At 40.7% G+C, this 13,976-nt stretch carries 14 protein-coding genes; all 14 read right to left on the bottom strand.

The features are described from left to right. Positions 1-5: 5 nt before the first annotated feature. Complete coding sequence (gene fliJ / locus AC0VYC_RS07865) at positions 6-449, bottom strand: flagellar export protein FliJ (RefSeq protein ID WP_024720352.1); 444 nt, start codon at positions 447-449, stop codon at positions 6-8. Positions 450-457: 8 nt separating this feature from the next. After that, positions 458-1,774, bottom strand: a complete 1,317-nt coding sequence (gene fliI, locus AC0VYC_RS07860; RefSeq protein WP_008344803.1) for a flagellar protein export ATPase FliI — start codon at positions 1,772-1,774, stop codon at positions 458-460. Further along, positions 1,771-2,535 (bottom strand): flagellar assembly protein FliH, encoded by a 765-nt coding sequence (gene fliH / locus AC0VYC_RS07855; RefSeq protein ID WP_475389849.1) that lies wholly within the window; start codon positions 2,533-2,535, stop codon positions 1,771-1,773. Before fliH ends, fliI begins: the two co-directional genes overlap by 4 nt. Continuing rightward, complete coding sequence (fliG, locus tag AC0VYC_RS07850) at positions 2,528-3,544, bottom strand: flagellar motor switch protein FliG (RefSeq protein ID WP_008344808.1); 1,017 nt, start codon at positions 3,542-3,544, stop codon at positions 2,528-2,530. The genes fliH and fliG overlap by 8 nt, the downstream gene beginning before the upstream one ends. An 11-nt stretch (positions 3,545-3,555) precedes the next feature. Next, complete coding sequence (gene fliF / locus AC0VYC_RS07845) at positions 3,556-5,148, bottom strand: flagellar basal-body MS-ring/collar protein FliF (RefSeq protein ID WP_024720350.1); 1,593 nt, start codon at positions 5,146-5,148, stop codon at positions 3,556-3,558. 50 nt (positions 5,149-5,198) lie between these two features. After that, positions 5,199-5,516: a flagellar hook-basal body complex protein FliE gene (gene fliE / locus AC0VYC_RS07840; protein ID WP_007499609.1), complete on the bottom strand. Its 318-nt coding sequence runs from the start codon at positions 5,514-5,516 to the stop codon at positions 5,199-5,201. An 11-nt stretch (positions 5,517-5,527) separates the two neighbouring features. Continuing rightward, positions 5,528-5,980, bottom strand: a complete 453-nt coding sequence (gene flgC, locus AC0VYC_RS07835; protein ID WP_007499610.1) for a flagellar basal body rod protein FlgC — start codon at positions 5,978-5,980, stop codon at positions 5,528-5,530. Further along, positions 5,980-6,369 (bottom strand): flagellar basal body rod protein FlgB, encoded by a 390-nt coding sequence (gene flgB / locus AC0VYC_RS07830; RefSeq protein ID WP_017359092.1) that lies wholly within the window; start codon positions 6,367-6,369, stop codon positions 5,980-5,982. Before flgB ends, flgC begins: the two co-directional genes overlap by 1 nt. A gap of 289 nt (positions 6,370-6,658) precedes the next feature. Beyond that, positions 6,659-7,438: a GTP-sensing pleiotropic transcriptional regulator CodY gene (gene codY / locus AC0VYC_RS07825; RefSeq protein WP_255817008.1), complete on the bottom strand. Its 780-nt coding sequence runs from the start codon at positions 7,436-7,438 to the stop codon at positions 6,659-6,661. 34 nt (positions 7,439-7,472) lie between these two features. Continuing rightward, positions 7,473-8,873 carry an HslU--HslV peptidase ATPase subunit gene (gene hslU, locus AC0VYC_RS07820; RefSeq protein ID WP_008344818.1) on the bottom strand — a complete coding sequence of 467 codons (1,401 nt, stop codon included), beginning with the start codon at positions 8,871-8,873 and terminating at the stop codon, positions 7,473-7,475. A gap of 16 nt (positions 8,874-8,889) precedes the next feature. Continuing rightward, a complete protein-coding gene (hslV, locus tag AC0VYC_RS07815) occupies positions 8,890-9,435 on the bottom strand; it encodes an ATP-dependent protease subunit HslV (protein ID WP_007499614.1) in 546 nt (181 codons plus the stop codon). A 14-nt stretch (positions 9,436-9,449) separates the two neighbouring features. Next, positions 9,450-10,367 (bottom strand): tyrosine recombinase XerC, encoded by a 918-nt coding sequence (gene xerC, locus AC0VYC_RS07810; protein ID WP_007499616.1) that lies wholly within the window; start codon positions 10,365-10,367, stop codon positions 9,450-9,452. Positions 10,368-10,429: 62 nt separating this feature from the next. Further along, positions 10,430-11,734 carry an FADH(2)-oxidizing methylenetetrahydrofolate--tRNA-(uracil(54)-C(5))-methyltransferase TrmFO gene (trmFO, locus tag AC0VYC_RS07805; protein WP_427237613.1) on the bottom strand — a complete coding sequence of 435 codons (1,305 nt, stop codon included), beginning with the start codon at positions 11,732-11,734 and terminating at the stop codon, positions 10,430-10,432. A 70-nt stretch (positions 11,735-11,804) separates the two neighbouring features. Then, positions 11,805-13,880: a type I DNA topoisomerase gene (gene topA, locus AC0VYC_RS07800; RefSeq protein WP_008344821.1), complete on the bottom strand. Its 2,076-nt coding sequence runs from the start codon at positions 13,878-13,880 to the stop codon at positions 11,805-11,807. Between the last annotated feature and the right edge of the window lie 96 nt (positions 13,881-13,976).

The following is a 13,976-nucleotide window of genomic DNA, read 5'->3' as shown; positions in this document are numbered from 1 at the left end:
GACTCCTAATGTCCTTGAAACATGAATTGGCTGATAGAGATATCATCCATTTCTTTCATTTCAATTGCCTTATGTTCAAGGGAGAACTTTTCAAATTGCTTTTCTTTCATTTTTTCAAACTTTTTAAACTCAATATTTTTTTCAGTTAAATCAGATTGTTTTTCATTCATTTGATGGCGTTTCATGATCACAAGCTGCTGATAATGATGAATGGTGTTATCTAAGTTCGTCACAAATTGCTGATAATGACGCATTTCTTGAACACTCATCCCACTTCTCAGCTTTTCTTCTTTGCTCTTTTCCATTAGCTCTTTTTTACTCATATTTTCATAGAGTTTTTCAGCGGCTTGCTCAAATGCCGAAACGGATTGTTGATACGCTGCGAGTGATTTGTCTTTTTCACTTTCTTTCAATTCTAAGAGCTTTTGAAATTTGTATTGATATCTCACTGTTTTTGTCAATCCTCTCTATTCATCAAACTGAGCAATATCCTCACGCTGTCTTCAATCGATACAGCCTCTTCAACGTCCTGCTTCAAAAATGAAATCAGTTGTGGGTAAGCTTGCATGGCCTCATCAATATCTTTAGAGGAGCCTTTTTTATATGCTCCAATGTTAATGAGGTCTTCAGCGTTTTGATATGTGGATAAAAGCTGGCGGAACCGGTTAGCCGCTTCCTTGTGATCATGACTTGCGATATTACTCATGACACGACTGATACTTTTCAGAATATTGACAGCTGGAAACTGTCCTTTGTTGGCCAGTGCACGATCAAGTACTATGTGGCCATCTAAAATCCCCCGCACTGTATCAGCGATCGGCTCATTCATATCGTCACCATCAACAAGCACTGTGTAAAACGCTGTGATGGAACCAAGTTGATTTGTACCAGTTCGTTCTAGCAATTTTGGCAGTATAGCGAACACTGAAGGCGTATATCCTTTTGTTGTTGGCGGTTCACCGGTTGCAAGTCCTATTTCCCGCTGTGCCATGGCGACCCTTGTGACAGAATCCATCATAAACATGACATTTTTGCCTCTGTCTCTGAAATATTCGGCAATAGCTGTTGCAGTATAGGCTGCTTTTAATCTTGTCAGTGCTGGCTGATCTGAAGTTGCGACAACAACAATCGAACGCTTCAGTCCTTCAGCTCCTAAATCTTTTTCGATAAACTCGCGAACTTCACGTCCACGCTCTCCAACAAGTGCAATGACATTGAGATCCGCTTCTGTCTGCTTGGCAATCATCCCCATCAAGGTACTTTTACCAACACCGCTTCCCGCGAATATGCCAATTCTTTGACCAGTGCCGACTGTGAGCAAGCTGTCAATCACTCTGACACCAACGCCCATTTTTTCACGAATAGGCGGTCTGTCCATCGGGTTTGGAGGAGATTGTTCTGTTGAGACAGGTGCAAGTCCTTTAGGAAGCATGCTGCCGTCCAGTGGATCACCGAAGGCATCAACAACCTGCCCGATTAAACCAGTTCCTACTTTGACCTTTAACGACTCACCTGTTGCTTCAACAAGACTGCCTGGTGAGATGTTAGAGGCTTCTACGTAGGGCATGAGCAAAATGTTTTCATCTTTAAAGCCAACGACTTCTGCTTTGATCGGATGATTCTTACTCCCTTTTTTGTGAATAAGACATACATCACCGATTGAGCTTTCTGGCCCCTTGGACTCGATCATCAGTCCAACAACTCGATTGACTTTACCAAAACGTTTATAGGGATCGGCGGTTTCAATCGTTTCTTTTAGCACATCTATGTTCATTTGTGATCACCTGAATCAATGACTTCTAATAACTTTTCTTTTAACTGATTCATTTGGGTATCAACACTCGCTTCCACTTTTCCAAAGCTTGTTTCGACGTAACAAGTACCTTTTGGTGCTTTTTCATCCGAGTAAATGGCAAGATGTGTATTCTTTTGAAGGATTCTATTTAATTCGTCTTTATATTCCATCACATGTTCGTAATGTGCAGGGTCGACATAGATGGAAATATCGTCATATTCCTTCACTTCTGAAATGACCTGCTTCACTAGCGTTAAAAATTGTTCTTTTGTGTCCTCAGCTGCATTCCATACTCGTTTAGCGAGCTCAAACGCAAGTTCGACAATTTCTTCAGCAGAGCTTTCGATTTTTGCTTCATAGTCCTGCTTTGCAAGGCTGACAATGTCATTCGCTTGATCAAGAATCGATTGATACTGTAAATTCGCATCTGCTTCGCCCTTTTGAAAACCATCTTGATATCCTGTTTGTTTCGCTTCTTCAATGAGCTGTACTCTTTCTGCTTCAAAATCAGCTCGCCGCTTATTGATTTCAGCCATTGTTTGTTCCAGCTCACGATTTGCTTGTTCTAAAATACGGCTTGCTTCATCTTGTGCATCACTTAATACAAGCTGAGATGCTTCTGTCTCGTTGACAAGCTCTTCTTCGTGATGTTCTCTTTTGAATTCCACTTGCTGCAAGGGAATGGTTTGACGGCCTTGTTCAGGAATAACAGATGTTTCATGTTTGATAATCCTAGACAATGATATCGTCTCCTCCACCTCGAGCTATGACGATTTCTCCAGCCTCTTCAAGTCGTCTTACGATGCTGACAATACGAGTCTGTGCTTCCTCGACATCTCTAAGCCGGACAGGTCCCATAAACTCCATTTCTTCTTTGAACGTTTCGACCATACGTTGCGACATGTTGCGGAAGACAATTTCTTTGACTTCTTCGCTTGCCACTTTGAGTGCAAGTAGTAAATCGTCATTTTCAACATCTCGAATCACGCGCTGAATGGCTCTGCTATCAAGAGTAACAATGTCTTCAAAGACAAACATACGTTTCTTAATTTCATCAGCAAGCTCAGGATCTTGAATTTCCAGTGTATCTAAAATGGTTTTCTCCGTTGCACGATCTACACCATTCAGTACTTCGACTACCGCTTCGACTCCGCCCGTTTGGGTATAATCTTGCGTAAAGGTTGAAGAAAGCTTTTGTTCAAGAATACGTTCCACCTCATTGATGATCTCTGGAGATGTGCGGTCCATTAAAGCAATTCTTCTTGCAACCTCGGTTTGTACTTCCTCGCCTAACTCAGATAAAATCTGTCCAGCCTGTACTGGATCTAGGTAGGAAAGAATGAGCGCAATGGTTTGTGGATGCTCATGCTGGATAAAGTTTAAAATTTGCTCTGGGTCAGCCTTTCTAGCAAAATCAAATGGTTTCACTTGAAGTGAGGATGTTAAGCGATTTAAGATGCTGTCCGCTTTGTCCTCACCAAGCGCTTTTTCAAGCACTTGTCTTGCGTACATAAGGCCACCTTGTGATATGTAGTCCTGCGCGATGGCAATGCTGTGAAATTCTTCGATGATCTCATCTTTTTTAGCAGTATCTACACTTCTTACATTTGAAATTTCTAATGTTAATTTTTCTATTTCGTCTTCAGACAGATGTTTGTATACAGATGCTGACACGTCTAGCCCTAAGGAAATCATTAGGATTGCTGCTTTTTGTCTGCCTGTTAGTCGATTTGGATCTTTTCTCGACATGTGTATTCCTCCTAATCCTCGGACAGCCAGCTGCGTAGCAATTTAGCAAAGTCTTCTGGTTTATCTTTTGCCATTTTTTCAAGCTGATTTTTTCTCACCATTTCTTCTGTTTCTGGCTCAGTATCGATATCAGGAACATGAATTGGTGTACGTTCATCAAACTCAAACTCTTCTTCCTCATCTTTTCTTCTCTTACGTACGAGAAGGATAATGAGAGCGATAATGGCAAGTAGTAGCACACCGCCAACAATATAAACCCAAATTGGAATATTGTTTGAAGGGTTTTCTGCTGCCGTTTGCTGTTTACCGTCTAATTTTGATACAGATAAAACGATTTTGTTATCTAAGTCAGCTTGAGTGAGCGCTTGACCGTTTGTGTATTCTTTATCAATCGATGTACTGATGATGGTTGAAAGAATTTTTTTGATATCATCCTGCCTTTCAGCAGTTAATGAATTCGGATCGTTTGCAGTAGGCGGTTCAACCAGTGCCTGAATGCCAACGTCTCTGATTTTATAAGGACTTTCTTTGATATCTTTATGAATGCGGTTGACTTCATAATTGATACGATCTTCGCTCTTTTCGTAATCTCCGCTTCCGTTCGTTCCATCGGCGCCTTGATAATTTGTGACATCATCGTCACCTGTTCCAGCGGTGCCTCCAGCTGCTGCGCCATTGCCTGAATAAGTTTCAGCAATCTTTTCAGCGCTGACAGCAATTCCTTGCATGTTTTCTTGATCAACTGGTTCGACAAGATCTTCTTTTCTTTTTTCTTCAGTAAAATCAATGTCTGTAGTGACCGATACGGCAACTTTCTCTTGACCCATCATCGTTCCAAGCAGCTGTTGAATTTTTCGTTGAAGATTCTTTTCAATCTCCTCTTTTTTCTGCTGCTGTGCATCCATTCCACTTGCATAGGAATCTGAGCTGCTGTTTAAGTCATAGTAGTTGGAATCTTGGTCCATAATGACAATGTTTTCTGTTTTTAAATTCGGCACACTTTTTGAAATAAGATGATAAAGGCCTTTTACTTGTTGCTGAGTAAGCGTGTAGCCTGGTTGAACTTGCAGCACAATTGATGCTGATGCATTACTTTGCTCTTCTCCAACAAAAACGGAATCTTTTGGCAGGTTAATCATAACCTTTGAATCTTTAATCCCATCAATCGTGTTGATCAGATTGGATAGTTCTGTCTGAGTTGCGTCTACTTTCAGAACATCAAATTCATTATCTGTTAAACCGAAGCCGGAATTGTTCGCAAAGAAGGAGTAATCAATATTCCCCGTTTTAGGAAGTCCTTCTGATGCAAGTGTTACTTTTAAAGTGTCTGCTTGCTTTTCTGGAACTAAAATCGTCGTTCCGTTATTTGCAAGTTCCGATTTAACGTTTTTGCCATCCAGTTCCTGTTTGATTTGTCCTGCTTCTGCCTCAGACAAATCTCTAAACAACGGAACCATTTTTTCAGAAGAAGCAAAGATGCTAACAACCGTAATAATGATTGCTAGGGCAGCTACGCCGCCAATCATGAGTATTTTTTGTAATTTTGATCGATTTCGCCAAAACTCAACTGTTTTTGTTCTTAATTGCATTAAAGTACGATTCATCTTAACCCCCGGTCATTCCATTCAGTCTATTTTTTGTCCACCAGCACCTCCTACATCTGCATTCTCATAATCTCTTGGTACGCTTCGACTGCTTTATTCCGAAACTCGGTTGCAGCTGTGAGTGTCACACTCGCTTTTTGTGAAGCAATCATGACTTCATCGAGATTGACATCTTTCCCTTGTGCGAGAGCATTCGTATACTGGTCTGATTTCAGCTGTGATTGATTTAATGCCTCAATGGAATTCTTCAGCACATCAGAGAAATTCGTTTGACTTTTAGGTGCAGCTGCCTGCACAGACGATGCATTCGTCAATTCACTTGCTTGCTGAGCGGTTTGAAGCTGGAAAGGAGATATTGCGTTAACCAATTCTTTTCACCTTACTTTCCTATTTCTAAAGCTTTCATCAGCATGCTTTTATTCGCATTCAGCGCAGTCACGTTTGCTTCATATGATCTTGAGCTGCTGATGAGATCAACCATTTCCTTTAATGGATCAACGTTTGGTGTTTGAACATATCCATTTTCATTGGCATCGGGATTTGTAGGATCATATTGAAGGTTGAATGGAGTTTCGTCTTCAGTAATTTTTGTTACTTTGACGCCGTTTCCTAATTTGCCGCTCGAATTCATGCTTGAGTTCAATATAGATGAAAATGATTCACCTGACGGCTGTAATGTGACGAGCTTGCGTCTATAAGGCTCCCACTTGCCATCAACCTGTTTAGCTCTTGTTGTATCCATATTCGCAAGGTTAGAGGATACAACGTCCATTCTGAGCCTCTGTGCTGTTAATGCTGAGGCCGAAGCGTTCACGCCTGAAAAAATCGACATCACTTACCTCCTGTCAAAACTGTTTTAAGAGAATTGAACTTTCCGCTCATTCTTTCAACCAACGCATTATACTGAATTTGGTTTTTAGCGAGTTCACTCATCTCTTGATCAATATCGACATTATTTCCGTTTTCTTGATAAGAAGTACGGTTACTCGAAACAACTGAATAATTAGACCCTGTTTTAGAAAAATCAATGTGACCTTGGTATGTTTTTTTAGCATCTAATTTGATTGACGCATCATTTAGCATGTCGTGGAATGCAACTTTTTTAGACTTGTAGTTCGGTGTGTCTATATTCGCGATATTATTGCTTATGACTTTTTGCTTAACATTCGCTCTGCCCAAGGCATTCTCAAGGTTGCTTATCGTTCCAGAAAATATATCCAAAACCATATACCTCCAATCATATGTATTTCATTCCATTTAATCATGTCGAGATTTGTAAAACCATATGTTCATTGTAAGAAATAATAGGATTAAAGTCTATGATGTAATTGTAAAAAAAACTCGTAATATATATCTATTTTACGAATAGGTATAAAGGCCTAGATTCAAAGCACTACAGAATTGTAAGGGGTTTCTTGGGAAAAAGAGTGTCATTTTTCGGACAAATCCTCTTTTTTCATACAAAAAACCCCTTTTCAACATTTATTTCGGCCGAAAAGGGGTTTTCTGATTAGTGAGATTTTAAATTTTCAAGTTCAATTAAAAATTTATTGTTTAATACTTTGATGTATGTTCCCTTCATTCCAAGAGAACGTGATTCAATAACGCCTGCACTTTCTAACTTACGCAGTGCGTTTACGATCACTGAACGAGTGATTCCTACACGGTCTGCAATCTTACTTGCCACTAGAAGCCCTTCGTTGCCATCAAGTTCTTCAAAGATGTGTTCAATGGCTTCAAGCTCACTATATGAAAGAGAACTAATCGCCATTTGGACAACTGCTTTACTTCTTGCTTCTTCTTCGATTTCCTCTGACTTCTCACGAAGGATCTCCATTCCAACAACTGTTGCGCCGTATTCAGCAAGAATTAAATCATCATCTGTGAATGTATCTTGCAAACGAGAAAGGATTAACGTCCCTAAGCGATCTCCGCCTCCGATGATTGGTACAATCGTTGTCAAACCTGATTGGAATAAATCACGGTTCTCAATCGGGAAAGCTGTATACTCACTGTTAATGTCAAGATTTGAAGATGTTTCAGGGATGTTGAATAGACTCTTTGTATATTCTTCAGGGAACTGACGGTCTTCAAGCATTTTCTTCATACGCGGATTTTCAATCTGTTGGTTGATCGAATAGCCAAGAAGCTTCCCTCTTCTGCTTAATACGAAAATGTTTGAATCAATGACATCTCTCAATGTTTCTGCCATTTCTTTAAAATTAACCGGCTTCCCCGCTGCATCTTGCAGCATCGAGTTAATAATCCTTGTTTTTTGTAGTAACGCCATAATAATGATCCTCCTAGATTACTTTATTCATTTGTTAAAGTATAAATTGACTTAAGTCTTTATTATTTGCAATCTTTCCTAGCTTCTCTTCTACATACTGAGGGGTAATGGTCACTGTTTCCATCGTAATATCAGGCGCCTCAAATGAGAGCTCTTCTAGCAGCTTCTCAAGTATGGTGTGAAGCCTTCTTGCACCGATGTTATCCGTCTCCTGATTGACGTGATAAGCCACTTCGGCAATCTTATGAATAGCATCGTCAGAAAATTCAAGAGATATACCTTCTGTTTCAAGTAGAGCCTTATATTGCTTTAATAACGCGTTATCTGGTTCCGTTAAGATTTTCACAAAGTCTTCTATACTTAATTTATCTAATTCTACACGGATTGGGAAGCGTCCTTGAAGCTCTGGAATCAAATCCGAGGGTTTCGCCATATGAAAAGCGCCTGCTGCTACAAATAGAACATGATCTGTTTTCACAGCCCCATACTTCGTCATCACAGTGGAACCTTCTACAATCGGTAAAATATCACGTTGAACCCCTTCACGAGAAACATCTGCAGACGATGCACCACCGCTTTTGGCAATTTTATCGATTTCATCGATAAAGATTATTCCTTGCTGCTCTGCTTTTTGCACGGCTTCCTGACCGACTTCATCCATATCAATCAGTTTTGAAGCTTCCTCAGCAGTTAACGCTTTTCTCGCTTCTCTGACGGTCAGCTTTCTGCGTTTTTTCTTTTTAGGCATGAGATTGCTAAGCGCATCCTGCATGTTCATACCCATTTGCTCCATACCCGAGCCTTGAAGCATATCAAACATGGAAGGCTGCTGCTCTTCGACTTCAATCGTGACGTAATGGTCTTCAAGTTCACCCATCGCCAGCTGGTGCGCAATGCGTTTTCTCGTCGACTCAAGTTCTACTTCTTCACTTGAGTGATCTCGATCACTTTCATCAGCATCAGAACCACCAAACAGCATCTCAAAAGGATTTTTCACAGACTGACTTTTTTTCTTTCCAGGAACAAGTAGATGAACAAGCCGTTTGTTTGCTTGTTTTTCCGCTTCTTCTTGAACATCCTTCATTTTTTCTTCTTTGACTAGTCTGATTGCTGTTTCCACTAAATCTCTGACCATTGATTCTACGTCACGTCCGACATATCCAACTTCAGTAAACTTCGTCGCTTCCACTTTAATGAAAGGTGCACCAGAAATCCTTGCAATTCTGCGGGCAATTTCTGTTTTCCCCACACCTGTCGGACCAATCATTAAGATGTTTTTAGGAACGACTTCATCCTTTAGCTTATCATGTAAAAGACTTCTTCTGTAACGGTTTCTTAAAGCCACCGCCACTGCTTTTTTCGCATCAAGCTGACCAATAATGTACTGATCGAGCTTTTCAACTATCTCTCTTGGGGTGAACGGCTTTTTCTCCATACGTCTCATGTCCTTTCTATTCAAGCTCTTCTAAAGTGATTTGATCGTTCGTGTAGACACAGATTTCTCCGGCCGTTTCAAGAGCCGCCTTTGCAATCTCTCGAGCTGAGAGATGGTCACCTGCATGTTTTTTGAGTGCTCTCCCGGCGCTAAGCGCGTAGTTACCGCCTGACCCGATAGCCAAAATGCCATCGTCTGGCTCGATGACCTCTCCTGTTCCAGATACGAGCAGGATGCTTTCTTTATTCATGACGATCAGCATGGCCTCAAGCTGTCTGAGCATCTTGTCACTTCGCCATTCTTTCGCCAGTTCTACAGCTGCTCGTTTTAGGTTACCACCGTATTCTTCAAGCTTCGTTTCAAACTTCTCAAAGAGTGTAAATGCATCTGCAACTGAACCAGCAAAACCTGCGAGTACTTTGCCTCCGAAAAGACGGCGCACTTTTTTTGCTGTGTGTTTCATGACGACAGCCTGCCCAAAAGTGACTTGACCGTCTCCAGCCATCGCACTTTTTCCTTTATGTTGAACGGCAAAGATTGTGGTTGCATGAAATGATGACATGAAAAAACCTCCTTTTAGGATCGTTTAAAAGCCCTTGGGTGATGAGACATGTACGTTTTTCTTAAAGAATCTTTTGATACATGCGTGTACACCTGTGTTGATGATAAATTTGAGTGACCGAGAAGTTCTTGAACACTTCTTAAATCCGCTCCCTCGTTTAAAAGATGCGTAGCAAAGGTGTGCCTTAACATGTGAGGATGGATATGTAATGTGCCAGACGCCTTTTTCATTAATTCAGTTAGAATGAATCGAACGCCTCTGTCTGTAAGAGGAGCTCCGCGCTGATTCAAAAACACATGTGAATCAGCACGATCCTTTCCCTTCACTTTCAGCTTCTGCCTTCCATCCTCTAAATATGTGGAGAGCGCTTCATGTGCATAAGAGCCGAAAGGTACATACCGTTGTTTGCTGCCTTTCCCATGAACAAGCACTGTATCCATCGATAAATCAAGATCAGATTCTTTTAATGAACATAACTCACTGACCCTCATACCTGTTGCATAAAGAAGTTCTAAAATGGCTTGATTTCTTTGACCAAGCGGTGTATTTACATCAGAAACTGTAAATAGCTCTTTTAGCTCCTCTTCATACAAAAATGAAGGAATTCGCTTATCCTGCTTTGGTAAGCTAACGAGTAAAAAAGGATTTTCTTTCACAAGCTGTTCTCTTAATAAAAATTTATAAAAGCTGCGAAGTGCAGAGACTTTCTTACTAATCGTTCTTCTTGTAAGGCCTTTTTCATAAGCTTCTGTTAAATAAATTCTCGTATCTTGATAGGATACCTCTTCAAAACCGTCTATTCCTTGAATGTTCATAAATCTGACAAACTCTTCAATCGCCTCAGTATAACCCGAGATCGTTAAAGCTGAATAGTTCTTTTCAATCTGCAAATATTCAATGAATAAGTGGACAAGACGCTGTTTATCTGTCATTTTTACACCTCTTTAAGGCTTTTAAATGGTATCACATATCTTGCTTCCCGTGCAATGTTTTACTACAGAGATTTCGAAATAGTTTGAATAGTTTCGATTGCGCGTTTAGCGTACTCTGCATAGCGCTCTTGTTTGTTTTTAATTCGAACGCCAAGATCTTTCAGCAAGCCAAAGTTTGCATTCATCGGCTGGAAGCTTTTCTTGTTTGTTGATGTGATGTAGTAAGCCATACTGCCAATCGCTGTTTCTTCTGGAAGTGTCACAAGCTCTTCTCCTTTAACAAAACGAGCTGCGTTGATTCCAGCCACTAGTCCTGAAGCCGCGGACTCAACATATCCTTCAACACCAGTCATTTGTCCGGCAAAGAATAAGTCGTCTCTATTTTTAAATTGATATGTCGGTTTTAGAAGGCTTGGCGAGTTAATAAATGTATTACGGTGCATCACACCATAGCGAACAATCTCTGCCTCTTCAAGACCTGGGATCAAACGGAATACTTCCTTTTGATCGCCCCATTTTAGATGTGTTTGGAACCCAACAATATTATATAAAGTACCTGCTGCATCATCCTGTCTTAATTGAACAACAGCGTAAGGTCTTTTCCCTGTTTTTGGATCTTCAAGTCCAACTGGTTTCATCGGGCCAAACAACATGGTTTTTTTCCCTCTTTTGGCCATGACTTCAATGGGCATACAGCCTTCGAAGAAGATTTCTTTTTCGAACTCTTTTAACGGCACAGTTTCAGCAGAAATGAGCGCCTCATAAAAACGATCGAATTCTTCTTCTGTCATCGGACAGTTTAAATAAGCCGCTTCCCCTTTATCATAACGTGATTTCAAGTACACTTTATCCATATCGATGCTGTCTTTCTCGAGGATCGGCGCTGCTGCATCGTAGAAATATAAATACTCTTCACCTGTTAAGGATTTTAATTCTTTTGAAAGTGCTTCTGATGTTAGAGGACCCGTTGCGATAATCGTCGGACCTTCTGGAATGCTTTGCACTTCTTCTTGAAAGACCGTCACATTCGGGTGATTTTTCACGCGGTCTGTGACGTTAGCTGCAAATTCATGACGATCTACTGCAAGCGCTCCACCAGCAGGAACCGAGCTTTCATCTGCTGCTGCGATGATTGCTGAATCTAAATGACGCATTTCTTCCTTTAGTACACCTACTGCGTTTGTTAAAGCGTTCGCACGCAATGAGTTACTGCATACGAGCTCCGCAAATTTATCAGTGTGGTGAGCTGGTGTTTGTTTAACAGGTCTCATTTCATACAGATGAACTTGAATTCCGCGCTTGGCAATTTGCCATGCCGCTTCACTTCCTGCTAAACCTGCTCCGATCACATTTACAAATTGACTCATTGTACAACTCTCCTATTTCGTAAGTTCTATTTGATGACATAAAAAAGCAGGTGAACAAGGTTGCTCACCGCTATTTTTGTTGTTCCTCTTTATAATCACAGTTCACACATTGAACTTGAATGCCTTTTTTCAGCTTTTTCTCTACAAGCATATTTTCGCATTTTGGACACTTTCTTTCAATTGGTTTGTCCCAAGAGACGAATTCACACTCTGGAAAACGATCGCAACCGTAAAAAATGCGGCGCTTCTTAGATTTCCGTTCAACGATATTTCCTTCGTGACAAGTCGGGCATTTGACACCAATATCTTTGACAATTGGTTTTGTGTTACGGCAGTCAGGGAAATTAGAACATGCCATGAACTTACCGTATCTCCCCATTTTGTACACCATTGGATGACCACACTCTTCGCAATCAACTCCGGCGTATTCAGGCTCGATCTCAACTTCCTGCATCTCTGCTTCTGCTTTTTCTACCCGTTTTGCAAAATCTTGATAGAAACTGTCGATAATGCGTACCCATTCAATCGTACCTTCTTCAACGCTATCAAGTTCTTTTTCCATTTTCGCAGTAAATTCTACGTTAATGATTTCAGGGAAGAATTCAATAATTAAGTTGAGCACAATCTCTCCAAGCTCTGTTGGAATAAACCGTTTGTTATCAAGTGCCACGTAGCCGCGCTTTTGAATGGTATCTAATGTTGGTGCATACGTCGATGGGCGGCCGATACCTAGCTCTTCAAGGGTTTTGACAAGTCTAGCCTCAGTGTAGCGTGGAGGCGGCTGCGTAAAGTGCTGCTCTGGTTCAATATCTTTTGAAAGAACGGTATCTCCCTCTTTCAGATCAGGAAGCATTTTGTCCTTTTCTTCTAACTGGTCGTCCTTCCCTTCAACATATACTTTCATAAATCCAGGGAATTTCACCTTACTTCCATTTGCACGGAAAGTAAGCCCGTTATTTTCAAGATCCACACTCATTGTATCAAGAACAGCTGGTGCCATTTGGCTTGCCACAAAACGTTCCCAAATCAATTTATAAAGACGAAGCTGATCTCTGCTTAGCACGTGTTTGACATCTGCTGGTTTTCTTAGCGTAGAAGTCGGACGGATGGCTTCGTGAGCATCCTGTGCATTTTCGTTCTTTTTGGCAGTACGTTTTGTTGTATTCAAGAAATTCTTGCCATACGTTTGATCAATGAAAGCAGATACTTCTTCAATTGCCGTATTGGAAATACGTGTCGAGTCCGTTCTCATATATGTAATGAGACCTACTGTACCTTCTTTACCAAGATCAATTCCTTCATATAATTGCTGTGCAATCATCATCGTTTTCTTCGCACGGAAGTTTAGTTTTCTCGCTGCCTCTTGTTGTAAGGTAGATGTTGTAAACGGAACAGCTGGGTTGCGTTTACGTTCTTTTTTCGTCACTTTTTCAACAGAAAACTTGCTTCCTTTTAATTTCGAAAGGATTTCTTTTACATCTTCTTTTGTTTTTAGCGGATGTTTTTTGCCATTTACGCCAAAGAAACTCGCTTCAAAGCTTTCTTTCCCTTTTAGGAAGGTACCATCAATTGTCCAGTATTCTTCTGGTTTGAATTCATTAATTTCATTCTCGCGGTCAATAATCAGGCGGAGTGCAACTGATTGAACACGACCGGCGCTTAAGCCCTTTTTGACTTTCTTCCATAAAATTGGGCTGATTTTATATCCAACGAGACGATCTAAGATTCGTCTTGCCTGCTGCGCATCAACCAAGTCCATATCGATCATACGTGGATGTTTAAAGGAATCTTTAATTGCATCTTTTGTAATCTCGTTAAAGACAACGCGGCAATCTGAAGAGAGGTCAAGGTCAAGGCTGTGGGCTAAATGCCAAGCAATCGCTTCTCCCTCTCTGTCGGGGTCAGCTGCGAGATATACTTTTTTTGCTTTTTTCGCTGCTGTTTTTAATTCTTTTAAGACTGGACCTTTTCCTCGAATCGTAATATATCTCGGTTCGAAGTCATGCTCAGTGTCAACACCAAGCTGACTTTTCGGTAAATCCCTTACATGCCCCATTGAAGCCTTTACTTTATACTTTTTTCCTAAATAACGCTCAATCGTTTTCGCCTTTGCTGGCGACTCAACGATGACTAAATAATCAGCCATACTCAAAATCCCCCTTAAGAGGTGTTCTCTCTTTATCCATTTCACAAATTTATATTTATGTTAATTGCACCTATCTAACAGGCAATCGTTAAAAAT

It is taken from the genome of Bacillus sp. iso_77 (assembly GCF_056173625.1).
The sequence above is the reverse complement of the archived record's forward strand: the minus strand, read 5'-3'. Positions and strand labels throughout refer to the sequence as shown.

What these genes read in the sequence shown, in the direction of transcription:
- fliI (WP_008344803.1), bottom strand. Translation starts at nt 1,774, where the DNA reads ATGAACATAGATGTGCTAAAAGAAACGATTGAAACCGCCGATCCCTAT.
- fliG (WP_008344808.1), bottom strand. Translation starts at nt 3,544, where the DNA reads ATGTCGAGAAAAGATCCAAATCGACTAACAGGCAGACAAAAAGCAGCA.
- fliF (WP_024720350.1), bottom strand. Translation starts at nt 5,148, where the DNA reads ATGAATCGTACTTTAATGCAATTAAGAACAAAAACAGTTGAGTTTTGG.
- flgC (WP_007499610.1), bottom strand. Translation starts at nt 5,980, where the DNA reads ATGTCGATTTTTTCAGGCGTGAACGCTTCGGCCTCAGCATTAACAGCA.
- codY (WP_255817008.1), bottom strand. Translation starts at nt 7,438, where the DNA reads ATGGCGTTACTACAAAAAACAAGGATTATTAACTCGATGCTGCAAGAT.
- hslU (WP_008344818.1), bottom strand. Translation starts at nt 8,873, where the DNA reads ATGGAGAAAAAGCCGTTCACCCCAAGAGAGATAGTTGAAAAGCTCGAT.
- hslV (WP_007499614.1), bottom strand. Translation starts at nt 9,435, where the DNA reads ATGTCATCATTTCATGCAACCACAATCTTTGCCGTTCAACATAAAGGA.
- xerC (WP_007499616.1), bottom strand. Translation starts at nt 10,367, where the DNA reads ATGACAGATAAACAGCGTCTTGTCCACTTATTCATTGAATATTTGCAG.
- trmFO (WP_427237613.1), bottom strand. Translation starts at nt 11,734, where the DNA reads ATGAGTCAATTTGTAAATGTGATCGGAGCAGGTTTAGCAGGAAGTGAA.
- topA (WP_008344821.1), bottom strand. Translation starts at nt 13,880, where the DNA reads ATGGCTGATTATTTAGTCATCGTTGAGTCGCCAGCAAAGGCGAAAACG.